Origin of the sequence: Pseudomonas sp. MS15a(2019) (assembly GCF_013277805.1) — a bacterium.
In the GTDB taxonomy this organism is placed as follows: domain Bacteria; phylum Pseudomonadota; class Gammaproteobacteria; order Pseudomonadales; family Pseudomonadaceae; genus Chryseomonas; species Chryseomonas benzopyrenica.
The window spans coordinates 223,555-246,336 of the sequence record NZ_VBTN01000001.1 but is presented as its reverse complement, the minus strand read 5'-3'; the positions used below and the strand labels follow the sequence as shown (position 1 = coordinate 246,336).

The window sequence follows — 22,782 nt, the reverse complement described above, 5'->3', positions numbered from 1 at the left end:
AGTCATGCTCGATCTGATCGTCACCGCCGTGCAACGCGAGGCCCCCACCATCCTGGCGTTCGACCTGGCCCGGGCCGACGGCGGCCCGCTGCCCGGCTTCGCCGCCGGCGCCCACCTGGAGATCACCCTGGGCGACGGCCTGGTGCGCCACTATTCGCTGTGCGCCACGCCCGAACCCGCCCCGACCCGCTATCGCATCGCCGTGCTGCTCGTCGCCGATTCCCGCGGCGGCTCCCAAGCCATGCATCGGCTGCAGGTAGGTGATCGCCTGCAGGTAAGCGAGCCACGCAACCTCTTCGCGCTGGTACCGAGTGCCCGCCGCACCCAGCTGCTGGCCGGCGGGATCGGTATTACCCCGATCCTGGCCATGGCCGAGCAGCTCTATCAGCAGGGCGCGCGCTTCAGCCTGCGCTACCTGGTGCGGGATCGCGACCACGCCGCCTTCATCCCCTGGCTCAAGGCGCGGCCCTATGCCGACCAGGTCAGGGTCCACTTCGACCAGCACGATCCGGCGCTGAGACCCAACTTCCAGCACCTGCTCGGCCCGGCGGCGCCGGACGACCACCTCTATGTCTGCGGCCCGGCCGGCTTCATGGCCGCCGTGGTGGACGCCGCCCAGGCCCAGGGTTGGCAACCCGGCCAGATCCATCGCGAATACTTCGCCGCCGATCCCGCGGCCCAGGGCGAGCAACGCCCTTTCGAGGTGGAACTGGCGCGCAGCGGTCGCCGCGTGCAGGTACCGGCCGAGCGCAGCGTGGTCGAGGTCTTGGCGGACCTGGGTGTCGTCCTGCCGGTATCCTGTGGCCAGGGCCTCTGCGGCACCTGCCTGACCCCGGTGCTGGCCGGTGAACCCGAACACCGCGACCTCTTTCTCTCCGCGGCCGAGCACGCCGCCAACGACCGCTTCACCCCCTGCTGCTCCCGCGCCAAGGGCGAGCGCCTGGTGCTGGATCTCTGACAAACCGAGCCCGCCCTACCCCTACCTCCCCCTCTCCCCTTGGGAGAGGGCCGGGGTGAGGGCCCGCCCTACACCAGCACCTTCATCGCCCCCGCCTCGCCCTCTTCCCCACCGAACCACCGCGCATAGCCCAGGGTCGCCTGGGCATGCTCGCGCATGATCCCCTCGGCGCGGGCGCCCTGGCCGCGCACCAGGGCGTCGAACACCGCATGGTGCTGCAGGTGGGCGAAATTGAAGCGGCGATACTCGCGCTCGAGATCCTCGGCATCCACCGCCAGGGCGCTCACCGAGGCGAAGGGCAGGTGCTCGTGGCGTCCCAGGGCCACGGCAATGGCCGGATTGCCGCTGGCCGCGACGATGGCCTGGTGGAACGCCCGATTGAGATCGTGATACTCCTCCAGGTCCTCCAGCCGCACATGCCCCTTGGCGAACAATCGATCGCCACGGCGCAGGCAGTCTTCCAGCGTGGCGCGCGTGGCCGCATCCAGGCCGCGCTCGGCCGCCTGGCGCGCGGCCAGGCCCTCCAGCACACCGCGCACCTCCACCGCGCCTTCCAGATCCGCGCCCGTCAGTGCCCTCACCTGATAGCCCCGGGCGCCGCTGCTTTCCAGCAAGCCCTCCTGGGCCAGGGTGCGCAGGGCCAGGCGCACCGGCATGCGCGACACGGCGAAGCGTTCGGCGGTGGGGATCTCCGCCAGCCGCTCGCCCGCCGTGAGCTCGCCGGAAAGAATCATCTGCCGCAGCGCGGCCAGTACCCGCTGTCCCGGCTTGCTCATGGCTGTCCCTCTCCTTCGTTGATCTCGGCCAGCAGCCACTGGCGAAAGGCCTGCAGCGACGGCAGCCCTTCGTTGCGCGGCGGATAGACCAGGTAATAGCTGCGCCGGCTGACCAGCGCCGGCCCGCAGGCCAGCAGCTCGCCCTGGGCCAGTTCGTCCTCCACCAGCACCCGCGGCACCAGCCCGATGCCGATGCCGGCGCGCACCGCCTGGATCAGGTGCGAGGTCAGCTCGAAACTCGGCCCCGGGCGCATGGCCCGATGGGGCAGCTCATGGTGGCGGAACCATTCACCCCAGGCCTGGGGATTGTTGGCCACGCCCAGGAGCAACTGGCTAGCCAGGGTCGCCGGCGTCGCCTCCGGTAACGCGGCCAGCGTCGTCGGGCTGGCAATCACCACAAGCTGCTCGGCCTGCAGCGGATGGGCACAAAGCCCTGGCCAGTCACCGCTGCCGACGCTGATGGCGGCATCGATCTCGCTGGCGGCGAAGTCCACCGCCTGGATGCGCGAGTGCAGGTGCACCAGCATGCCGGGGTGAGCGGCATAGAAATCGCCCAGGCGCGGCAACAGCCACTTGGAACCAAAGGTCGGCAGCACCGCCAGGCGCAGGGTGCCCTGCCCGGAGGCGAAGGCCATGGCCTGCAGGGTGGCGCTGCGGATCTGTCCCAAGGCCAGGCCCAGTTCACGGCTATAGGCCCGGCCCACATCGGTCAGGACGATCTGGCGGCCCTCGCGGCGGAACAGCGTCAGCCCCAGCAACTGCTCCAGCGCCTGCACCTGGCGGCCCACGGCGCTCTGGGTCAGCGACAGCTCTTCGGCCGCCCGGGTGTAGCTCTCATGGCGCGCCGCCGCCTCGAAGGCCAGCAGCAGCGACATGGAGGGCGTCAGGCGACGGTGATTCATTCAGGATCTTCCGGCATAGGCGGCGGAATCTTCGGTTGTGGCCCCGGCGCGCTGTGGTGAGAATGCCTACTATAGCCAGAAAAGGTCGATGCCATTCCTTCGTTCGCTGAAGGAAACGGCCATCCGCCGCCAGAGAGCCCGCCTGATGAACATGATCGCCCGCCTGCCGGCCCCGGCGCCCCTCGCCGCCGCCTACACCGACTTCCTCAGCGCCCTCGCCGCCAGCGGCTTCCAGGGTGAGATCGCACCGGACCATGCCAGCCGTACGGTCATGGCCACCGACAACTCCATCTACCAGCGCCTGCCGCAGGCCGCGGTCTTTCCCAAGGACAGCGCCGACGTCCAGCGACTGGCCCAACTGATGGGCGAGTCGCGCTTCCAGGGCGTGGTTCTGACCCCGCGCGGCGGCGGCACCGGCACCAATGGCCAGTCGCTCACCGACGGTATCGTGGTCGACCTTTCCCGCCACCTGAACCGGATCCTGGAGATCAACGCCGCTGAGGGCTGGGTGCGGGTGCAAGCAGGCGTGGTCAAGGACCAGCTCAACGCGGCGCTCCGGCCCCACGGCCTGTTCTTCGCCCCGGAGCTGTCCACCTCCAACCGCGCCACCATCGGCGGCATGATCAACACCGACGCCAGTGGCCAGGGCAGCGTGACCTACGGCAAGACCCGTAACCATGTGCTGGAACTGGACGCCTACCTGATCGGCGGCGAACGCCTGGAAAGTCGCCCGGTGGACAGCGCCGAGCTGGACGCCCTCTGTGTCCGCCAGGACCGCACCGGCGCGGTTTACCGTTGCGCACGGGACATCGCCGAGAACCAGGCCGCGCTGATCGAGGCGCGCTTTCCCAAGCTCAACCGCTGCCTGACCGGTTATGACCTGGCGCACCTGGTCGAGCCGGACGGCCGCTTCAACCTCAACAGCGTGCTGTGCGGCGCCGAGGGCTCGCTGGCCTTCATCGCCGAGGCCAAGCTCAACGTCCTGCCGATTCCCAAGTACTCGGTGCTGGTCAACGTCCGCTACGCCAGTTTCATGGACGCCCTGCGCGATGCCCGCGCCTTGATCGAATTGAAGCCGCTGTCCATCGAGACGGTGGATTCCAAGGTGCTCTTGCTGGCCATGCAGGACATCGTCTGGCACAGCGTGGCGGAATACTTTCCCGAGGACGTGGAGCGCCCCACCCTGGGCATCAACCTGGTGGAATTCAGCGGCGACGATCCCGAGGCAGTGGACGCCCGCGTCCAGGGCTTTCTGGAGCACCTACGCCAGGACCCCACCGTCGAGCGCCTGGGCCACACCCTGGCCATCGGCCGCAATGCCGTGACCCGCGTCTACACCATGCGCAAGCGCGCCGTGGGGCTCCTGGGCAATGTCCAGGGCGAGATCCGTCCGCAGCCCTTCGTCGAAGACACCGCGGTGCCGCCGGAGCGCCTGGCTGATTTCATCGCCGAATTCCGCGCCCTGCTCGACGGCCACAACCTGCAATACGGCATGTTCGGCCACGTCGACGCCGGGGTGCTGCACGTGCGTCCGGCGCTGGATCTCAAAGACCCGCGCCAGGCGGCGCTGGTGCGGCCGATCTCCGATCAGGTGGCCGCACTGACGCAGAAATACGGCGGACTGCTCTGGGGCGAACACGGCAAGGGCGTGCGCTCGGAATATGCGCCAGCGTTCTTTGGCGACCTCTATCCCGCGCTGCAGGCGCTCAAGGGTGCCTTCGATCCGCACAACCAGCTCAATCCGGGCAAGATCGCTACGCCCCTCGCCAGTGGCGCCGAGCTGCTCAAGGTCGATGGCGTGACCCTCAGGGGCGAACTGGACCGCACCCTCGACGAGCGCGTCTGGCAGAGCTACGGCACCGCCATGCACTGCAATGGCAACGGCGCCTGCTACAACTACGATCCCGACGACGCCATGTGCCCGTCCTGGAAGGCTACCCGCCAGCGCATTCACTCGCCGAAAGGCCGTGCCTCCCTGATCCGCGAATGGCTGCGCCTGCAAGGCCAGGCCGGCATCGATGTCCTGGCTCCGGCCCCGCGTGGCGCCCTGAACTGGCTCAAGGCTCTGCCCCAGCGCTGGCGCAACGGCCGCCAGGCCGAGGCAGATTTCTCCCACGAGGTCTACGACGCCATGGCCGGCTGCCTGGCCTGCAAGTCCTGCGCAGGCCAGTGCCCGATCAAGGTCAATGTGCCGGAATTCCGTTCGCGCTTTCTGGAACTCTATCACCGTCGCTACCTGCGCCCTCTGCGCGACTACCTGATCGGTTCGCTGGAATTCAGCCTGCCGGCGTTCGCCCGCGCCCCCGGTCTCTACAACGCCGTCATGGGCGCCACACCCATCCAGCGGCTGTTCGCCGAGCGCATCGGCATGGTCGACAGCCCCCTGCTCAGCCGTTTCGACCTGGTGCCGGTCATGCAGCAGTGGCAGGTACAGATCGCCACCCCCGAGCGGCTGCTGGCCCTGAGCGATGAAGAACGCGCCAAGACCATCGTGCTGGTGCAGGACGCCTTCACCCGCTACTTCGAGACGCCGCTCACCGCGGCCTTTCTCGAACTGGCCGCGCGGCTGGGCCAACGCGTCTTTCTTGCGCCCTATCGCGCCAACGGCAAGCCGCTGCAGGTGCAGGGCTTCCTCGGCGCCTTCGAGCGCACGGCGCGACGCAACGCGGCAGGACTCGCCAGCCTGGCCGGCTTCGGCGTCAGGCTGGTGGGCCTGGATCCAGCCATGACCCTGGTCTATCGCCAGGAATACCCCAAGGTCCCCGGCATCGCCCGGATGCCCGAGGTGCTGCTGCCCCAGGAATGGCTGCTGCAGGTGCTGCCGAAAGAGCAGCACGTAGTCGGTGACAAGGTCTATCGCCTGCTCGGCCACTGCACCGAAAAGACCAACGCCCCGGCCAGCGTCAGCCAGTGGCAGCAGGTGTTCGAACGCCTGGGTCTGGGCCTCAAGCCGGAAAGCACCGGATGCTGCGGCATGTCCGGCACCTACGGCCACGAGGCGCGGAATCTCGCGACCTCCAAGGTGATCTACGACCAGTCCTGGGCCCGCGCCCTGGCGGTACCGGCGGAACAGGGCGAAGCCCTGGCCACCGGCTACTCCTGCCGCAGCCAGGTCAAGCGCCTCGACGACCGCCGCCTGCGTCATCCGTTGGAAGCGGTACTGGATGCGGTAAGGGGCTGACCACCTTGTTGGGCTTCGCTGCGCTCAACCCAACCTACAAGGACGCCCCCTGTCGTAGGTTGGGTTGAGACAGCTCCATCGTCGAAGCCCAACAACCGAAGCTCGGCCCGGGGCAGTGTTGGGCTTCGCTGCGCTCAGCCAAACCTACAAGGACGCACTCCTGCCGTAGGTTGGGCTGAGACAGCTCCATCGTCGAAGCCCAACAACCGAAGCTTGGCCCTGGGCAATGTTGGGCTTCGCTACGCTCAACCCAACCTACAAGGACGCTCCCTGTCGTAGGTTGGGCTGAGACAGCTCCATCGTCGAAGCCCAACAGCCGGAGTTCAGCCCTGGGCAGTGTTGGGCTTCGCTGCGCTCAGCCCAACCTACAAGGACGACCTCTGTCGTAGGTTGGGTTGAGACAGCTTCATCGTCGAAGCCCAACAGCCGGAGTTCAGCCCTGGGCAGTGTTGGGCTTCGCTGCGCTCAGCCCAACCTACAAGGACGCACTCCTGCCGTAGATTGGGCTGAGACAGCTCCATCGTCGAAGCCCAACAGCCGAAGCTCGGCCCGGGGCAGTGTTGGGCTTCGCTGTGCTCAACCCAACCTACAAGGACGCACTCCTGCCGTAGGTTGGGCTGAGACAGCTTCATCGTCGAAGCCCAACAGCCGGAGTTCAGCCCTGGGCAGTGTTGGGGTTCGCTGCGCTCAGCCCAACCTACAAGGACGCCCCCTTTCGTAGGTTGGGCTGAGACGGCTTCATCGTCGAAGCCCAACAACAGCCGCAGGGTGGAAAACCGCACGGCGTTTTACACGCATCTACACACACGCTCGACCCGCCTGCTGGCAGATCGCTCGACCGGAGCGCTAGGAAAGGAAGGAAGACACCAGAGGACACGACCAGAAAAAATCGCGCCCAAACGAAAAAGCGGCCACTAGGGCCGCTCTTCGATGGCTGCTGGCGTTCAGGACCAGACAACCTTTAAATGGCGCAGCGGACGGGACTCGAACCCGCGACCCCCGGCGTGACAGGCCGGTATTCTAACCGACTGAACTACCGCTGCGCATTACCTCGAGTGGTGGGTGATGACGGGATCGAACCGCCGACCCTCTGCTTGTAAGGCAGATGCTCTCCCAGCTGAGCTAATCACCCGTTTGCTCTCGAAGTGGGGCGCATTCTACGGAGGGGTTTACGACCTGGCAACCCCTTTTTGAAAAAAAATTTCCCAGCACTTCCAAAGGCTTAGCGCTGCCCTTCCAGGCAACTGGAGAAAGCGCGCATTCCCGACGACCACCGCGATCCGGGGTTGGCCTCCGGGGCGAGCGACGCGGATAATGCGCGCTTCGTTTTTGGGAGTGACACCATGTGGTTCCGTAATCTGCTCGTCTACCGTCTCACCCAGGAAGTCGCCTTCGAGACCGAAGCCCTCGAAGCCGCCCTCGCCGCCAAGCCAGCGCGCCCCTGCGCCAGCCAGGAATTGTCCACCTATGGCTTCGTCGCCCCCTTCGGCAAGGGCCCGGACCTGCCGCTGGTGCACGAAAGCCAGGGCTTCTTCCTGATCGCCGCGCGCAAGGAAGAACGCATCCTGCCCAGCAGCGTGGTCAAGGAAGCCGTGCAGGAAAAGGTCGACGAGATCGAAAACCAGCAGATGCGCAAGGTCTACAAGAAGGAGAAGGAGCAGATCAAGGACGAGATCGTCCAGGCCTTCCTGCCCCGCGCCTTCATCCGGCGCCAGACCACCTATGCCGCCATCGATCCCAAGCAGGGCTGGATCCTGGTCGACGCCTCCAGCGCCAAGCGCGCCGAGGACCTGCTCTCCACCCTGCGCGATGCCCTGGGCTCGCTGCCGGTACGGCCGCTGGGCGTCAAGCAGGCGCCGATGGCCACTTTCACCGACTGGGTCAAGGCCGGTGACGCCACCCATGGCCTCTACATCCTCGACGAGTGCGAATTGCGCGATGCCGGCGAAGACGGCGGCGTGGTGCGCTGCAAGGGGCAGGACCTGACCAGCGAAGAGATCCAGAACCACCTGGGCGCCGGCAAGCTGGTTACCAAGCTGGCGCTGGCCTGGCAGGACAAGCTGGCCCTGCTGCTGGACGACAAGGTCACCATCAAGCGCCTGAAGTTCGAGGACCTCCTGCAGGATCAGGCCGAACAGGATGGCGGGGAAGACGCCCTCGGCCAGCAGGACGCCAGCTTCGTGCTGATGATGATGACCCTGGCGGAATTCCTGCCACAGCTGATCGAGGCCCTGGGTGGCGAAGAGTTGCCCCAGGGTCTGTAATGACGACCTGCGCGTGATCGCTTGAGTCACAAGGCTCATCCGATCACGTGGACAGCCTCCAAGGCCGGCAGAGACCGGCCTTTTTTCTGCCTTTTCGACAGGAGTTCAACCCATGCGCGCGCTCGCCGCCTTCAGCCGCTTCGTCGGCAATACCTTCGCCTTCTGGGTGCTGCTCGCCGCCCTGCTGGCGTTCTTCGCCCCCGCGGTGTTCAAGCCGCTGAGCGTAGCCATCGTGCCGCTGCTGGGGGTGATCATGTTCGGCATGGGCCTGACCCTCAAGGTCGAGGACTTCGCCGCCGTCGGTCGCCACCCCTGGCGAGTGCTGCTGGGTGTGGTAGCCCACTTCGTCATCATGCCGGGCGTGGCCTGGGCGCTCTGCCAGCTGTTCCACCTGCCGCCGGAGATCGCCGTGGGCGTCATCCTGGTCGGTTGCTGCCCCAGCGGCACGGCGTCCAACGTGATGACCTGGCTGGCCAAGGGCGATCTGGCCCTGTCGGTGGCCATCGCTGCCGTGACCACCCTGCTCGCCCCCCTGCTGACCCCGGCGCTGATCTGGCTGCTGGCCTCCACCTGGCTGCCGATCTCCTTTGGCGGTCTGTTCTGGTCGATCCTGCAGGTGGTGCTGCTGCCCATCGCCCTGGGCCTGGTCGCCCAGCGCCTGCTCGGTCATCGTGTCGGCGCCCTGGTGGAGGTGCTGCCGCTGGCCTCGGTGGTCAGCATCGTGGTGATCGTCGCCGCCGTGGTAGCCGCCAGTCAGGCGCGCATCGCCGAGTCCGGCCTGCTGATCATGGCGGTGGTGATTCTGCACAACGGCTTCGGCTTCCTGCTCGGCTATCTCACCGGCAAGTGCTGCAAGCTGCCGGTGGCCCAGCGCAAATCCCTGGCACTGGAGGTGGGCATGCAGAATTCCGGGCTCGGCGCCGCCCTGGCCACCGCGCATTTCTCACCGCTGGCAGCGGTGCCCAGCGCCCTGTTCAGCGTCTGGCACAACATCTCCGGGGCGCTCCTGGCCACCCTTTTCCGCCGCTTCAAGGACGACGACGCCCGCCCCTGAGGGCTCGTGCCACACCTGCCGGACCAGCGCCTGGCAGGTGTCCTCGGTGAAGGGCTGCGGCCGGGCGATGCCATAGCCCTGGGCATAGTCGACGCCCAGAGCGCCGAGGGCCGCGATCACCGCGGCGTTCTCGGCGAACTCGGCGATGGTCTTCTTGCCAGTGAGATGCCCCAGCCGATTGATCGCCTCGACCATGGCGCTGTCCACCGCATCTTCCAGCAGATGGCGAACGAAACTGCCATCGATCTTCAGGTAGTCCACCGGCAGATGCTTGAGATAGGTGAAGGACGACATCCCGGCACCGAAGTCGTCCAGGGAGAATCGCACCCCCAGGCCGCGTAACTCGTCCATGAATTGGCGTGCCGCATCCAGGTTGGCCACGGCGCTGGTCTCGGTGATCTCGAAGCAGATCCGCGTCGGCGCGATCTGCCAGCGCTGCAGCTGCTCCCTGACGAAATCCGCCAATCCCGCTTCGCCCAGGGAGTGCCCGGACAGGTTGATGGCCAGGGTATCGAGCAGTCCGCTGGGCAACTCGGCGAAACGGGCCAGCGCCGCGGCGATCACCCAGCGATCCAGGTCCGGCATCAGCCCATAGCGCTCCGCCGCCGGGATGAAGGCACCGGGTGCGATCAAGCGGTCGCCCTCCTCCAGTCGCAGCAGCACCTCCACATGGCGATCCGTGGCCGTCTCGCCACCCAGCCCGAGGATCGGCTGAACGTACAGGCGGAATCTGTCCTCGGCCAGCGCCCGGTGCAATCGCTGCACCCAGGCCATCTCGCCATGGCGCTGGTCCAGCTCCACGTCACCCGGCGCAAAGACCTGGATGCGATTGCGGCCCTTGTCCTTGGCCGCGTAACAGGCCAGGTCCGCCAGGCGCAGGGCTTCCTCCGGTGCGAGAGCCTGACCACCCAGATGCACCACGCCGATGCTCAGGCCAACGCGAAAGCCCTGCCCGGCCGCCTCGAACTGCAGCGCGCCCACGCAGCAGCGCAGACGCTCCGCCACGGCCTCGGCTTCAGCCGGCGCACGGTTCTCCAACAAGACGCCGAATTCATCACCGCCCAGGCGCGCCAGGCAGTCTTCCTCCCTCAGCTGCTGCCCGAGCAATTCGCACAGCTGGCGCAGCAGACGATCGCCATGGAAATGCCCGGAGGTGTCGTTGACGATCTTGAACTGATCCAGATCGATGAACATCAAGGAGGCTCGCGCCAGGTCCTGCCGGGCCAGCAGGCGTTCCAGCCGGGTCTCGAATTCACGGCGATTGACCAATCCCGTGAGGGCATCGTGACTGGCCTGCCAGGCCAGCTCATGCAGAAAGGCCCGCTCGCGGGTCTGGTCATGCATCACCAGCACCACGCCGGTACCCGATTCGCCCCGTGGCAGCGCGGTCACCGTGAGCGCCACCGGCACCCGGGTGCCATCGACGCGCACCAGCTGATGCGCCAGGGGTTCGTTGCCCGCCAACCAGTCCGGACTGCGCAGCCGCTCGGCCAAGGGCAGGTTCGAGGGCGGCTGGTCTTCGGTCTGGATATCGAACAGGTGGGTGACGGGCGTGCCTGCGACCAGCTCCCGCCGCGCCAGCAGGCGTTCGGCTGCCGGATTGTGATAGAGCAGCCGCCCCTGGGCATTGAGGGCCAGCACCGCATCGCCAAGGGAGGCCAGGATGACCTGGATGTGTTCCTTTTCGGCCTGCAGCGCCTGCTCGGAGCGCCAGCGCTGCTGCACCAGGCTGTGCATGCGCCAGAGCGCCAGCAGCACCAGCAAGGCGCCGACCAGGACATTGGCGATGAACAGCGCCGCGACCAGCTGGCGTGACGCCACCCCCAGACGCTCCGAGAAGGCCACCGTTTCCGGCATCATCCGGTCGTGCAGATCCAGCAGCTGGCGTTTCAGCGGAATCAGCGCCGGCCCCGGTCCATGCAGCTTGATCAACTCGAAGCCGGTGCGTGCCAGGGCCTGGAATTCGTCCATGTAGGGATCGGTGACCTGCCAACGGGCGATCACCCCTTCGAAGGGCTCCACATGGCGAGCCATCTGAAAGAGTGCGATGAGGCCGTCGATATCGTCAGGGTGATTGCCAGCCAGGCGCAGCAACCGCGCCGCCTCGGCAGGCGGGTCGCCGCTGTCGAGCGCCTCGCGCGCCGCGCGGTCGAGGTCATTGACGCTGATGGAGGCCAGGTAGTCGTGGTAGGCCTCGGCCTGCCCTTCGTCCAGGTAGGCACCCAGCGCCAGCATGGCGTTGCCGAGGCTCTTGCTCCACAGGCTTTCGGCCGAGACATAGGCACGCACCGTCGACAGCAGTTGCAGGCTGACGATGGCGACCAGCGCCTGGCAGGACAGGATGATGACGAAGGGCCAGACGACCCGCAGGGTGCGCAGCGCAGAGGAAGGCGACAGTGAAGACATACAGCGATCCGCAAAAGGAGACGGGCGAATTCTTGCCATTGAGCAGGCATGTCGGCCATTTCGCGGAAAACTGTTGGTCTGGAAGGACTTCGCGTTGGATTACTGACGCCAAACAAGCGACATAGGCCCCTCGCGGTCCTAGCGCTGCCGACGAGCGGTAGCCCAGGCCCTGTGCCTAATTGAAGGAAGCCTCCAGCCGCGCCTTCACCTCGGGCCATTCGCGGTCGGTGATGCTGTACATCACGGTGTCGTCCAGACGACCGTCGGCCAGCCGCCGATGATGACGCAGCAGGCCTTCACGGACCGCGCCCAGCTTCTCGATGGCAGCCTGGGATCTGAGGTTGGTCGCCGCGGTCTTGAGCTGTACGCGCACCAGCTGCCAGTGCTCGAAGGCATGGCGCAGCATCAGGTACTTGATGTTGCCGTTGAGCCCGCTGCCATGCTGCTCGCTGTCGAGCCAGGTCCAGCCGATCTCGGCGGCGGGCAGTGCCGGCAGGAAGTCGGCGAAGCGGGTAGTGCCCACCAGCCGGTCGGCGATCCGCACGGCGAAGGGCAAGGCGCGCCCCTCGCGCGCCTCGGCCAGCGCCTGACGATACCAATCCGGCCGCAGGGGGCCGCTCAGGTAGTGCAGCGCCTCGCGATTGCGCTCGGCCAGGCTGACCAGCTCCAGCACGTCGCCCTCCGCCAGGGGGTCCAGGCGCAGCGCACCACGTTGCAGGGAAATGGGCTGCGCTTGGAACATGACGGTCTCTCTCGCTTGAATCAGCCCGCCAACCTAACAGGGCCGGCCGTCTGGCTCAACCCACCGTCATCCCATCGCGCGCCAGAACTGACGTCTGGCACCCCAAGGTGCGACACTTTGTCCGGGCGCGATGGGCGCCTGGAATGTCTGGAGTCGCCATGTCCCTGCCCAGCGGGCTGATCATCACCGTTACCCTCGGCTACCTGGCCCTGCTGTTCGCCATCGCCTTCTATGGCGATCGCCGCCCACCGCTCAGGCCGCGCCTGCGGGCCTGGGTCTACAGCCTGTCGCTGGCCGTCTACTGCACCAGCTGGACCTTTTTCGGCGCGGTCGGCCAGGCCGCTGACCAGCTCTGGTCGTTCCTGCCCATCTACCTGGGCCCCATTCTCTTCCTGCTGCTGGCGCCGCAACTGGTCAAGAAGATGGTGCTGATCAGCAAGAAGGAAAACATCACCTCCATCGCCGACTTCATCGCCTCCCGCTATGGCAAGTCCCAGACCCTGGCCATCGTCGTCGCGCTCATCTGCCTGGTCGGCGTCCTGCCCTACCTGGCGCTGCAGCTCAAGGGCATCGTCATCGGCGTCAACCTGCTGACCGGCATCAATGCCGAATCCCTGAGCACCCGCGCCCAGGACACGGCGCTGTTCGTTTCCCTGGTGCTGGCGGTGTTCGCCATTCTCTTCGGCACCCGCAACCTGGATGTCACCGAGCACCATCGCGGGATGATGCTGGCGATCGCCTTCGAATCCCTGGTCAAGCTCGCCGCCTTTCTCGCCGTCGGCCTCTGGGTCACCTACGACCTGCACGATGGCTTCAGCGACCTGCTCGCCCGCTCCCAGCAGGCGCCGCAGCTGCAGGAATACTGGCGCGAGACGCTGGACTGGCCGGGCCTGCTGATCCAGACCGGCGTGGCCTTCATCGCCGTGATGTGCCTGCCGCGCCAGTTCCATGTCACGGTGGTGGAAAACACCGATACCCGGGACGTCAACCTGGCGCGCTGGGTGTTTCCGCTCTACCTGGCGCTGGCCGCCCTGTTCGTCATCCCCATCGCCCTGGCCGGCCAGCTGCATCTGCCCGGCGGCGTGCTGCCCGACTCCTTCGTCATCAGCCTGCCGCTGGCCCAGGAGCGGCCCTGGCTGGCCTTGCTGGCCTTTCTGGGCGGCGCCTCGGCGGCCACCGGCATGGTGATCGTCGCCTGCGTCGCGCTCTCCACCATGATCTCCAACGATATCGTCCTGCCCTGGCTGCTCAAGCGCCGGGGCCAGGTGGAGAGTCCCCATGCGGTGTTCAGCCACTGGATGCTCACGGTGCGCCGCGCCAGCATCGTGGTCATCCTGGTCCTGGCCTACTGCAGCTATCGCCTGCTGGGCTCCAATGCCAGCCTGGCCACCATCGGCCAGATCGCCTTCGCCGCCATCGCCCAGCTCGGACCGGCCATGGTCGGGGCGCTGTTCTGGAAGGCCGCCAATCGCCGCGGCGTCTTTGCCGGGCTCACCGCCGGGGCGCTGCTCTGGGGTTATCTGATGGTGCTGCCGGTGGTGGCCACCAGCCTGCAATGGCCACTGGGGGCCTTTCCCGGCCTGGCCTGGTTCGAGCAGCCCACGGGTGAGCGGACGTTGCAGCCGACCACCGTCGGCGCCCTGGTGTCCCTGGCCGGCAACTTCCTGCTGTTCGCCCTGGTATCGCTGCTCTCGCGCACCCGGGTCTCGGAATACTGGCAGGCCGGGCGCTTCATCGCCCAGTACGCCCTGCCCCGACCGCGCAATCGCGCCCTGCTGGCGGTCAAGCTGGAGGACCTGCGCCTGCTCGCGGCCCGGTTCGTGGGTGATGAGCGCGCCCGCCTGAGCTTCAGCCGCTTCGCCGAGCAGAGCGGCCTGACCTATCACCCCGGAATGAACGCCAACAGCGAATGGATCGCCCAGACCGAGCGACTGCTGGCCGGGGTGATCGGCGCCTCCTCCGCGCGCGCGGTGGTCAAGGCCGCCATCGAAGGCCGCGACATGCAGGTCGACGACGTGGTGCGCATTGCCGACGAAGCCTCGGAGGTGCTGGAATTCAACCGGGCGCTCTTGCAGGGCGCCATCGAGAACATCTCCCAGGGCATCAGCGTGGTCGACCAGTCGCTACGCCTGGTGGCCTGGAATCAGCGCTACCTGGAACTGTTCGACTATCCCGACGGCATGATCCAGGTTGGCCGGCCCATCGCCGAGATCATCCGCTACAACGCCCTGCGCGGCCTCTGCGGACCGGGCGATGCCGACGAGCACGTGGCCCGCCGGGTGGAACGGATGCGCCAGGGCATCCCCCACACCTCGGAACGCACCTTTCCCAATGGCCGGGTGATCGAGCTGATCGGCAGCCCCATGCCCGGGCGCGGCTTCGTGATGAGCTTTACCGACATCACCGCCTTCCGCGAGGCCGAGCGCGCCCTGCGCGAAGCCAACGAGGGCCTGGAGCAGCGCGTCGAGGAACGTACCCGCGAACTGTCCCAACTCAACCAGGCCCTGGAGGAAGCCAAGGCTCATGCCGAAGCGGCCAATCAGTCCAAGAGTCGTTTTCTCACCGCGGTCAGCCATGACCTGATGCAACCCCTGAGCGCCGCGCGCCTGTTCACCGCCGCCCTCGCCCACCAGGACGGCCTGGCCCAGGAGGCCCAGGAGCTGGTACGCAACATGGACAGTGCCCTGAGATCCAGCGAAGACCTGATCGCCGATCTGCTGGACATCTCTCGCCTGGAGAACGGGCGCATCCTGGCCACGCCGGCGCCCTTCCCGCTGGCCACTCTGTTCGACGCCCTGGGCGTCGAATTCAAGGCCCTGGCGCAGGATCAGGGCACCAGCCTGCGCATCCGCGGCAGTCAGCTGGTGGTCAACAGCGACAGCAAGCTGCTGCGTCGGGTACTGCAGAATTTCCTCACCAACGCCCTGAGATATGCCCATGGCCGGGTATTGCTCGGGGTGCGTCGTCAGGGCCAGAGCGTGAGCCTGGAGGTCTGGGACAGCGGCCCTGGCATCCCGGCGGACAAGCTCGAATTGATCTTCGAGGAATTCAAGCGACTGGACAGCCACCAGACCCGAGCGGAAAAGGGCCTGGGCCTTGGTCTGGCGATCGCCGACCGCCTCTGCCGGGTGCTCGGCCACGAACTCTCGGTACGCTCCTGGCCGGGCCACGGCAGCGTCTTCAGCGTCAAGGTACCCCTGGCGCCCGCCTTGGCCATCCAAGCCGCGACCGCCAGCGAAGCGGCCCAGCCCCTGGCCGGTGATCCGGTGTTGTGCATCGACAACGAGGACAGCATCCTGCTGGGCCTGCGCAGCCTGCTGGGTCGCTGGGGCTGCCAAGTCTGGACCGCGCGCAGTCGCGAAGAATGCTCCGCCCTGCTGGAACAGGGCCTGGTGCCGCGCCTGCTCATCGTCGACTACCACCTGAGCGACGCCGATACCGGTCCGGATGTCGCCGTATGGATCCGCCAGAGGCTGGGGCAGGATATCCCGGGCATCGTCATCAGCGCCGATGGCCGCCCGGAATGCCTGGCCAAGGTCCGCCAGGCGCGGCTGGATTTCCTGCCCAAACCAGTCAAGCCGGCCTCGTTGCGTGCCCTGTTGAGTCGTCAGCTGGCCCTGTCCGGTTGACCTGGACAGCACTGCTGAACGCTGCCTTGGATAGGTCTTTCGTTCAGCGTCGATTAAGGTTATGCGGCCCTCATCCCACGGAACAATCCACAGCTTCTGTTGATAACTTTGTTGAAAACATGGTGGAAAAGAACCCGGAGCCTTGCTCTGCGGGCGCCCCGAACAAGTTGATCATTTTTTAATCACTTTGATAAGTTCAACGTAATCAACAACTTAATTCAAAAGCAGGATTTTTGGTTGGGAAAACCCTGGCGTCGAGTGGGCTTGACAAGCGCTAGCACAGGTTGTGCACAACTCACTGAAAAAATGACCAACGGAAACCTGTCAGCGGTCGCACAATTGTCAAGTATTCGTGAAACAAATTTTTTCAGGCTCCTTCGTACCCGAGGCCCAGGGACAGCCCGCAGGCTAGAGCCACCGCTCAGAGCGGCAGGCAGGCCAAAGGCTAGCCTTGTCCTCTGCCGGTCATCGGGTAGACTGCCCCTTTTCGCTCAGGGCTGTCACGGCGACGCCCAACCGGTCAAACAGGCATGGACGCGTCAGCCTTCTGGAATAGCTCAGTCTCATGAACGTCTTCATCGCGGGTCAACACGGACAACTTTCCCAGGCACTGCAAGTGCTGCTGGCCGCCAAGGCCCAGGTCACCGTGGTTGGCCGGGCCCAGGTGGATTTCACCCAGCTGGACGCGCTTCATGACCGCGTCCTGGCAGCAAAGCCCGACGTCATCATCAATGCCGCTGCCTATACCGCCGTGGACGCCGCCGAGAACGATGCCCAGACCGCTACCCTGATCAACGAGCGGGTACCCCAGGTCTTCGCCCGGGCGGCCCAACAGCTCGGCATTCCGATGGTCCACTACTCCACCGACTATGTCTTCGATGGCAGCCAGGACGGCCGCTATCGGGAAGAGGATCCGACCTGCCCGCTCAATGTCTATGGGCGGACCAAGCTGGCCGGCGAGAATGCCGTGCGCGAACACGCCGAGCGTCACCTCATCCTGCGCACCAGCTGGGTCTATTCCTGGCAGGGCAACAACTTCCTGCGCACCATGGTACGGCTGCTCAGCGAGCGCGACGAATTGAACATCGTCGACGACCAGATCGGCGCGCCCACCTGGACGCGTACCATCGCCGATGCCACTGACCGCCTGCTGGCCCACAGCGACAAGGGCGATCTCTGGGGCACCTATCACCTGACCGCCAATGGCACCACTTCCTGGTTCGGTTTCGCCGAGCAGATCGCTCGGCGCCTGGGCGAGACCGGTCAGTTGAAGGCACGCCTCAATCCCATCCCCAGCAGCTCCTATCCCACCCCGGCCCATCGCCCGATCAATTCCCGCCTGTCCACCGAAAAGCTGGCCGCGGTGCTGGGCCAGCCGCTACCCGACTGGCAAGCGGCTTTCGAGCAGTGCTGGAACGAGCGCGAGCTTCAGGTGGGCGGCTGAAACGGGCCGCCGGTCATACTTCTGGGATCTCTCCCAGAACTACCCTTGTCCCTTGAAGTCAATGGCACTGACCCCGCTCACGCCAGTCAGGTACGTCATGGACAACCCCTTCCAACTCATCGCCGCAGCCTTCGAGCATGACTTCCGGGTCAATTTCCGCATCGAGCGCCTCGACGGCAGCGTCAGTCTGACGCTGTCGGACGACAGTGGCGTCAAGGTCAAGCGGTTGATCAGCAAGCAGCAGCTGCACGACCACAATCGCCTCGCGCGGCTGATCGACAGCATCCGGCTGGGTATCGCCATCGACGAAGGTCACGGCGTTACGGCCTTGCTGGCAGGCGGCAGCGGTACCGTCAACCGTCTGACCGTCGCGAACTGAGCAAGGATCTATGCAAACCATGGAAGGCCTGATCAGCAGTCCCGTGCAGACGGCGAATCCCACGACGTTACTGGATGGCGTGGAGACGGTACCGACTCTGCAATCCGCCCAGACTTCGCTGTACCAGCTGACCTGTGCGCGGCTCGACCAACAGCTGGCACCGCTCAAGGTCTGGCCGACCCTGCCGGACCGTACCGGTCGATTTTCCTTCACCCTGCTGGACAGATGCGGACGCATCCTCTATCGCTCGCCGGCCTTGCGCCAGGCGCTGTATCGAGAAGAGGATCTGCTCAATGGTGTGATCGCCAGTGCACGGCTGGCCGCCGTGCAGGCTGGACAGGGCTTTCCGTCCTGGGGTGTAGTGGACGTCACCTGCCCTATGTATGAGCTACCTGCCACTCAACTTCCCTGTGCGGGATGCCGCCTGTTGAAGTGCAAGAGCTAAGGGAAAAGTCGCGGGAAAAACGCTCAGGGCTTGTTTGCCCTCTTTAACTCTTCAACGTTCGAGACCAACGAATACCCAGGCATTCGTACTGCAAGTCTCGCGCTGAAGCGTTCTGATGCAGAATCTTTACTCGGAATATCTCAGCATATTGGCGCCGGTGGCACGCAGCACCGCCATGGACTGTGGCGCCAGGGCGCCGGCCCGCAGCGAAACATCCTTGCGAACCTCGTCAATCACCGTTTTCAGCAGCTGGCTCTCGCCCAGTTGCCGGGCACTGACCACTCGGTTCACGCGAGCGTCGTCACACTGCTGATCCTGCACCGTCAGCACGATACTGCCATCGGGGCGGGGTGCCGTAACCGAGCATTTATAAGTACTGAAAGCGGCGGTCAGTCTATCAATGGCGTTTTCCATTCTTCCCCCTGTTATTTGTCTAGAAGTGCATGGATGATCAAATACGACGCAACTGACAGTGATAGAAACAGCAAAGTTCTAGCGCTCTACTTGAATAAGACGACCAATGGCGCTAGCACGCCGTTTTGTGAGCCAGCTCTTCTAATTGACGATCAGCGGGGAACTTTTAAAGGGGCGAAATGGGTAAGGTATGACCATTCGTCCGCTGTGTGCCTGGACCTGTAGCGCCCTAGCGCGCCCTTGACGACGGCTCTGGCCCGCGGAACCTTTGGTCGGAGCCCTCACTCGAAAGGGCTGAAACGGATACCCATCGCCTATCAGGAGCGCGCCATGAACGACAAAACCCCTCCCGTGATCAAAGACGAGCTTGCTGCTGACATCCATGAGCAGGCACACAAGCAGAACACTGACCGGGTCCGTCGTCATCTGGGCGAGGCCGAGCAGGCGTTGACCGATGAATTCCACACTCTGTTGGCAGACGCCGAGCAATTGCTCAAGCACACCGCCAGCATGGCCGGTGAGCAGGCGGACGAACTGCGCGCCAAGTTGAGCTCCAGCCTGGAGCGCTCCCGCGACGTGCTCAAGACCAAGCAGGATGACCTCTACCGCCAGGGCGTCGCCGCCAAGGAGACCACCGAGGAATACGTGGTCGACAATCCCTTCAAGGCCCTTGGCATCGCCGCCGGCGTTGGCTTCCTGATCGGCCTGCTGGCCTCGCGCCGCTAAGCCTGGGGGATCATCATGGACACCTCCTCTCCTCCACGGGAGCTGCCTGACGAGGCGCCCAAGCCATCGGTCAAGCGTCTCGCCGGCGCGGTGGTAGGCCTGCTGCAGAGCCACCTGGAATTGCTGGGCATCGAGGTCCAGGAAGAGAAGGTCCGTACCTTCCAGCTGTTCCTCTTTACCGGCCTGAGTCTGATCTTCGGTCTGCTGGTGCTGGTAGGTGTTTCGGCGGCCATCATCATCGCCTTCTGGGATACCTACCGCATGACCGCGACCCTGGGTTTGTGCGCCTTCTATGCCGTGGCGCTGGTGATCTGCATCCTGCGGGCACTGAGCCTGGTCAAGGGTGCCGCCCCTTTCCACGCCACCCTGGAAGAACTCAATCGCAACCGGGAGCGCCTACTGCCATGAACCAGCCGCTCAGCTCCGCCACCAGCCAGGCCAAGCGCAAGGAACTGGTCAGGCTGCGCATGGAGATGTATCGCCAGCAGCTGATCTACAACGCTCAGCCCCTGCACAATCCCATCAGCCTCATCGGCGATCTGGTACGACCCAATCGGGACAAGGTGACCAGTTCAGCGAAGAAGCCCCTGATGTTGGGTGCCACGGTGTTCCTGTCGCTGTTCGGCAAGCGCCTCGGTGCCGTGGGTCGCTTGGCCCGTATCGGTCTGGCGCTCTATCCCATCGTCAATCGCCTGCAGAATCGGCACCGCGAACAGGCGGACCAGCCGCTGCCACCGCCTCGTTAGAACGAACGGCTCCCCAGGGAGCCGTTTTCACGGGTGGCATCCTTATCGCATGCTGGCTATCCCGCCACGCATTCCACTGCGGTCAGACGATAAGGAATCACCGTGCTACGAGGTCAACCCACTGCCTTCTTCCAACCCTTCATCGATACGGCGACTGGACGCATTGCCGGCGTCGAGGCACTTGGCCGACTGCGGCAGGCCGATGGCACCTACACCTCTGTCGGCCCGTTGTTTGCCGATCCCCATACCCCGACCCCGGATCTGCTGCAGCTGGACCGCACCCTGCGGGAAGACGCCCTGCAGCGCTTCGCCAGCGCCCCGGATGACTGGTTTCTCAGCCTCAACCTCTCGCCGCGCTGGATCAGTCAACTGGAACGCGGTGCCGAATTGCCGAGCCTGGCGCAGCTGGAGCGCTCCGGCATCGCGCCGACGCGCATCGTCTACGAGATCACCGAGGCAGCCGGCGATCTGCCGAGCCTGACCCAGGCCGTCGCCCGCTATCGCGAACGCGGCATCCGCATCGCCATCGACGATTTCGGCTCCGGCTATTCGCAACTGGATCGGGTGCTGGATCTGCAACCGGATATCCTCAAGCTGGACATGCGGTTATTCCAGGCCGCCGCGCGGGGTGGCCCCCGGGGCGAGGCGGTCAAGGCGCTGGCGCAGATGGCCGAGAAAACCGGTTGCTGGCTGATCGCCGAGGGCGTCGAGACCGAGACCGAACTCGACTTCGCCCTGGAGTGCGGTGCGCGCTATGTGCAGGGCTTCCTCTTCGCCGAGGCCACCGCCGAGCTGGGCGCAAGCGACAGCCATCAGCAGCGCTTCGCCGCCCTGCGCAGTCGCTTCGTCGACGGCAAGCTGGCCCAGCAGACCCGGCTGCTGGAGTTGCGCCAGCAGTTAGCCGAATTCGTCACCCAGCTCAGACCCTGGGCGGAACACGGCGGTCCCCTGAGCGCCCTGCCCGATCCCCAGGCGTTTCCCGGGCTGCTGCGCATCTACCAGTGCGACCGCACCGGCACCCAGATCACCCCGAATCTGGAGTGGAACGGCATGTTCTGGCGCGAGAATCGCCGCTACCTCAATCACAACTGGTCCTGGCGCCCCTACTTCTATGCCCTGCTGGCCGAAGGCTGGAACGAGCGCCGCCTGGCGCTTTCGACGGTCTATCGCGATGCCACCACCAACCAGTACTGCCTGACCGCCAGCCAGTTCCTGGAAAGCGGCCAGCGCCTGCTGCTGATCGACCTGGATGCCAGTCAATTGCCGGGCTTTGCCAAGTAAGGGGTGATGATCGTATGTTGCCGAGGTCAGAACGCAGAAGCGCCGAACGGCAATCGTCGGCGCTCCCCCTATCGGTGATAGCTCGAGGACGGCCTTGGACTGGCAGACACTTCTTATCCGCGAACGGCTGGGCAAACCCCTGCACAGCCCGGATGAACTGGGGCGCAGCCCCTTTCACAAGGACCACGATCGCATCATCTTTTCCGGCGCATTCCGCCGGTTGGGACGCAAGACCCAGGTGCATCCCGTCACCAGCAACGATCACATTCATACCCGCCTGACCCACAGCCTGGAGGTGAGCTGCGTCGGCCGCTCCCTGGGCATGCGCGTGGGCGAGAGTCTGAGAGGCGCCCTGCCCGAGTGGTGCGATCCGAGCGACCTCGGCATGGTGGTGCAATCCGCCTGCCTGGCCCATGACATCGGCAATCCGCCCTTCGGCCATTCCGGCGAAGACGCCATCCGCTACTGGTTCACCCAGGCCGCCGGCCGTGGCTGGCTGGACGACATGAGCGAGGCGGAGCGCCAGGACTTCCTGCACTTCGAGGGCAACGCCCAGGGCTTCCGGGTGCTGACCCAGCTCGAATACCACCAGTTCGACGGTGGCACCCGCCTGACCTACGCGACCCTCGGTACCTATCTCAAGTACCCCTGGACGTCACGCTATGCCGCGGCGCCCGGCTACAAGAAGCACAAGTTCGGCTGCTACCAGAGCGAGCTGCCGCTGCTGGAGCAGATCGCCGAGAAGCTTGAGCTGCCGCTGCTGGGCCCGGAGCGCTGGGCGCGGCATCCGCTGGTCTACCTCATGGAAGCCGCCGACGACATCTGCTACGGCCTGATCGACCTGGAAGACGGCCTGGAGATGGAATTGCTGGACTATGCCGAGGTGGAGGCCCTGCTGCTGGGCCTGGTCGGCGACGACCTGCCGGAAACCTATCGCCAGCTCGGCCCCAAGGATTCGCGGCGGCGCAAGCTGGCCATCCTGCGCGGCAAGGCCATCGAACACCTGACCAACGCCACCGCCCGCGCCTTCGTCGACCAGCAGGACGCCCTGCTCGCCGGCACCCTGGGCGATGACCTGGTCGAACACATGGCCGGCCCGGCCAAGCTCTGCGTGCAGCGCGCCAAGGCGCTGGCCCGGGAAAAGATCTTCCACGACAAGCGCAAGACGCTGCACGAGATCGGCGCTTACACCACCCTGGAAATCCTGCTCAACGCCTTCTGCGGCGCGGCCCTGGAACAACATCGCGGGCGCGAGCCCTCTTTCAAGAGTCGGCGCATCCTCGACCTGCTGGGCAACAGCGCGCCGGATCCCTCTTGGACCCTGCACCAGGCCTTCATGCGGGTGATTGACTTCATCGCCGGCATGACCGACAGCTACGCCACCGCCATGGCGGCCGAGATGACCGGGCGTTCGAACCCGGTCTAAGGAGCGCCA

General features: G+C 65.6%; 18 protein-coding genes and 2 tRNA genes. 13 read left to right on the top strand and 7 right to left on the bottom strand.

What is annotated here, in order from left to right:
* The first annotated feature begins 4 nt into the window (after positions 1-4).
* On the top strand, positions 5-958 hold the full coding sequence (locus FEZ61_RS01185) for a PDR/VanB family oxidoreductase (RefSeq protein ID WP_064307981.1): 954 nt from the start codon (positions 5-7) through the stop codon (positions 956-958).
* Positions 959-1,026: 68 nt separating this feature from the next.
* On the opposite strand, the gene FEZ61_RS01180 is transcribed toward FEZ61_RS01185, so the two are convergent.
* Positions 1,027-1,734, bottom strand: a complete 708-nt coding sequence (locus tag FEZ61_RS01180) for a GntR family transcriptional regulator (protein WP_173146807.1) — start codon at positions 1,732-1,734, stop codon at positions 1,027-1,029.
* Positions 1,731-2,636, bottom strand: coding sequence for a LysR substrate-binding domain-containing protein (locus FEZ61_RS01175; protein WP_064306566.1), 906 nt, complete (start codon positions 2,634-2,636; stop codon positions 1,731-1,733). The genes FEZ61_RS01180 and FEZ61_RS01175 overlap by 4 nt, the downstream gene beginning before the upstream one ends.
* Positions 2,637-2,787: 151 nt before the next feature.
* Between FEZ61_RS01175 and FEZ61_RS01170 the strand changes: the two genes are divergently transcribed.
* On the top strand, positions 2,788-5,817 hold the full coding sequence (locus FEZ61_RS01170) for an FAD-binding and (Fe-S)-binding domain-containing protein (protein ID WP_173147002.1): 3,030 nt from the start codon (positions 2,788-2,790) through the stop codon (positions 5,815-5,817).
* Between the two features lie 966 nt (positions 5,818-6,783).
* On the opposite strand, the gene FEZ61_RS01165 is transcribed toward FEZ61_RS01170, so the two are convergent.
* Both FEZ61_RS01165 and FEZ61_RS01160 read right to left on the bottom strand, forming a co-directional pair.
* Positions 6,784-6,860 (bottom strand) — tRNA-Asp (locus FEZ61_RS01165).
* A 13-nt stretch (positions 6,861-6,873) separates the two neighbouring features.
* Positions 6,874-6,949: transfer RNA gene (locus FEZ61_RS01160), tRNA-Val, on the bottom strand.
* Positions 6,950-7,160: 211 nt separating this feature from the next.
* On the opposite strand from FEZ61_RS01160, the gene rdgC reads away from it, so the two are divergent.
* Together rdgC and FEZ61_RS01150 are read left to right on the top strand one after the other, a co-directional pair.
* Positions 7,161-8,081 (top strand): recombination-associated protein RdgC, encoded by a 921-nt coding sequence (rdgC, locus tag FEZ61_RS01155; protein WP_007159072.1) that lies wholly within the window; start codon positions 7,161-7,163, stop codon positions 8,079-8,081.
* 112 nt (positions 8,082-8,193) lie between these two features.
* Positions 8,194-9,135, top strand: a complete 942-nt coding sequence (locus FEZ61_RS01150; RefSeq protein WP_173146805.1) for a bile acid:sodium symporter family protein — start codon at positions 8,194-8,196, stop codon at positions 9,133-9,135.
* Here the strand turns inward: FEZ61_RS01150 and FEZ61_RS01145 are convergent.
* Together FEZ61_RS01145 and FEZ61_RS01140 are read right to left on the bottom strand one after the other, a co-directional pair.
* Positions 9,025-11,541 carry an EAL domain-containing protein gene (locus tag FEZ61_RS01145; protein ID WP_173146803.1) on the bottom strand — a complete coding sequence of 839 codons (2,517 nt, stop codon included), beginning with the start codon at positions 11,539-11,541 and terminating at the stop codon, positions 9,025-9,027. The genes FEZ61_RS01150 and FEZ61_RS01145 overlap by 111 nt on opposite strands.
* A gap of 175 nt (positions 11,542-11,716) precedes the next feature.
* Entirely contained in the window at positions 11,717-12,283 is a 567-nt protein-coding gene (locus FEZ61_RS01140; RefSeq protein ID WP_173146801.1) for a GNAT family protein, read from the bottom strand.
* A 158-nt stretch (positions 12,284-12,441) separates the two neighbouring features.
* Here FEZ61_RS01140 and FEZ61_RS01135 point away from each other — a divergent pair, with 158 nt between their 5' ends.
* The 4 genes from FEZ61_RS01135 (at position 12,442) to FEZ61_RS01120 (ending at position 18,180) form a co-directional block, all read left to right on the top strand.
* Complete coding sequence (locus FEZ61_RS01135) at positions 12,442-15,912, top strand: PAS domain-containing hybrid sensor histidine kinase/response regulator (protein WP_093249527.1); 3,471 nt, start codon at positions 12,442-12,444, stop codon at positions 15,910-15,912.
* Positions 15,913-16,477: 565 nt separating this feature from the next.
* A complete protein-coding gene (gene rfbD, locus FEZ61_RS01130) occupies positions 16,478-17,356 on the top strand; it encodes a dTDP-4-dehydrorhamnose reductase (RefSeq protein WP_064306570.1) in 879 nt (292 codons plus the stop codon).
* A gap of 97 nt (positions 17,357-17,453) precedes the next feature.
* Entirely contained in the window at positions 17,454-17,735 is a 282-nt protein-coding gene (locus FEZ61_RS01125) for a DUF3509 domain-containing protein (protein ID WP_017639725.1), read from the top strand.
* Positions 17,736-17,754: 19 nt separating this feature from the next.
* Positions 17,755-18,180 carry a hypothetical protein gene (locus FEZ61_RS01120; protein WP_173146799.1) on the top strand — a complete coding sequence of 142 codons (426 nt, stop codon included), beginning with the start codon at positions 17,755-17,757 and terminating at the stop codon, positions 18,178-18,180.
* Between the two features lie 126 nt (positions 18,181-18,306).
* On the opposite strand, the gene FEZ61_RS01115 is transcribed toward FEZ61_RS01120, so the two are convergent.
* Complete coding sequence (locus FEZ61_RS01115; RefSeq protein ID WP_007159080.1) at positions 18,307-18,594, bottom strand: DUF3509 domain-containing protein; 288 nt, start codon at positions 18,592-18,594, stop codon at positions 18,307-18,309.
* A gap of 330 nt (positions 18,595-18,924) precedes the next feature.
* Here FEZ61_RS01115 and FEZ61_RS01110 point away from each other — a divergent pair, with 330 nt between their 5' ends.
* From FEZ61_RS01110 to FEZ61_RS01090, 5 genes are all read left to right on the top strand, one after another.
* Positions 18,925-19,320, top strand: coding sequence for a DUF883 family protein (locus FEZ61_RS01110; protein WP_017639722.1), 396 nt, complete (start codon positions 18,925-18,927; stop codon positions 19,318-19,320).
* A gap of 15 nt (positions 19,321-19,335) precedes the next feature.
* Positions 19,336-19,728: a phage holin family protein gene (locus tag FEZ61_RS01105; RefSeq protein ID WP_017639721.1), complete on the top strand. Its 393-nt coding sequence runs from the start codon at positions 19,336-19,338 to the stop codon at positions 19,726-19,728.
* A complete protein-coding gene (locus FEZ61_RS01100; protein WP_017639720.1) occupies positions 19,725-20,066 on the top strand; it encodes a hypothetical protein in 342 nt (113 codons plus the stop codon). The genes FEZ61_RS01105 and FEZ61_RS01100 overlap by 4 nt, the downstream gene beginning before the upstream one ends.
* A gap of 102 nt (positions 20,067-20,168) precedes the next feature.
* Positions 20,169-21,347, top strand: a complete 1,179-nt coding sequence (locus tag FEZ61_RS01095) for an EAL domain-containing protein (protein ID WP_173146798.1) — start codon at positions 20,169-20,171, stop codon at positions 21,345-21,347.
* Positions 21,348-21,441: 94 nt separating this feature from the next.
* Positions 21,442-22,773, top strand: a complete 1,332-nt coding sequence (locus FEZ61_RS01090) for a deoxyguanosinetriphosphate triphosphohydrolase (protein WP_027596852.1) — start codon at positions 21,442-21,444, stop codon at positions 22,771-22,773.
* Positions 22,774-22,782: the final 9 nt, after the last annotated feature.

Bases quoted from the DNA above. Each gene is read 5' to 3' on its own strand.
- FEZ61_RS01145 (WP_173146803.1), bottom strand. From the start codon at position 11,541: ATGTCTTCACTGTCGCCTTCCTCTGCGCTGCGCACCCTGCGGGTCGTC.
- FEZ61_RS01150 (WP_173146805.1), top strand. From the start codon at position 8,194: ATGCGCGCGCTCGCCGCCTTCAGCCGCTTCGTCGGCAATACCTTCGCC.
- FEZ61_RS01185 (WP_064307981.1), top strand. From the start codon at position 5: ATGCTCGATCTGATCGTCACCGCCGTGCAACGCGAGGCCCCCACCATC.
- FEZ61_RS01120 (WP_173146799.1), top strand. From the start codon at position 17,755: ATGGAAGGCCTGATCAGCAGTCCCGTGCAGACGGCGAATCCCACGACG.
- FEZ61_RS01125 (WP_017639725.1), top strand. From the start codon at position 17,454: ATGGACAACCCCTTCCAACTCATCGCCGCAGCCTTCGAGCATGACTTC.
- rdgC (WP_007159072.1), top strand. From the start codon at position 7,161: ATGTGGTTCCGTAATCTGCTCGTCTACCGTCTCACCCAGGAAGTCGCC.
- FEZ61_RS01170 (WP_173147002.1), top strand. From the start codon at position 2,788: ATGATCGCCCGCCTGCCGGCCCCGGCGCCCCTCGCCGCCGCCTACACC.
- FEZ61_RS01105 (WP_017639721.1), top strand. From the start codon at position 19,336: ATGGACACCTCCTCTCCTCCACGGGAGCTGCCTGACGAGGCGCCCAAG.
- FEZ61_RS01140 (WP_173146801.1), bottom strand. From the start codon at position 12,283: ATGTTCCAAGCGCAGCCCATTTCCCTGCAACGTGGTGCGCTGCGCCTG.
- FEZ61_RS01135 (WP_093249527.1), top strand. From the start codon at position 12,442: ATGTCCCTGCCCAGCGGGCTGATCATCACCGTTACCCTCGGCTACCTG.
- FEZ61_RS01100 (WP_017639720.1), top strand. From the start codon at position 19,725: ATGAACCAGCCGCTCAGCTCCGCCACCAGCCAGGCCAAGCGCAAGGAA.
- FEZ61_RS01180 (WP_173146807.1), bottom strand. From the start codon at position 1,734: ATGAGCAAGCCGGGACAGCGGGTACTGGCCGCGCTGCGGCAGATGATT.
- FEZ61_RS01115 (WP_007159080.1), bottom strand. From the start codon at position 18,594: ATGGAAAACGCCATTGATAGACTGACCGCCGCTTTCAGTACTTATAAA.
- rfbD (WP_064306570.1), top strand. From the start codon at position 16,478: ATGAACGTCTTCATCGCGGGTCAACACGGACAACTTTCCCAGGCACTG.
- FEZ61_RS01110 (WP_017639722.1), top strand. From the start codon at position 18,925: ATGAACGACAAAACCCCTCCCGTGATCAAAGACGAGCTTGCTGCTGAC.
- FEZ61_RS01175 (WP_064306566.1), bottom strand. From the start codon at position 2,636: ATGAATCACCGTCGCCTGACGCCCTCCATGTCGCTGCTGCTGGCCTTC.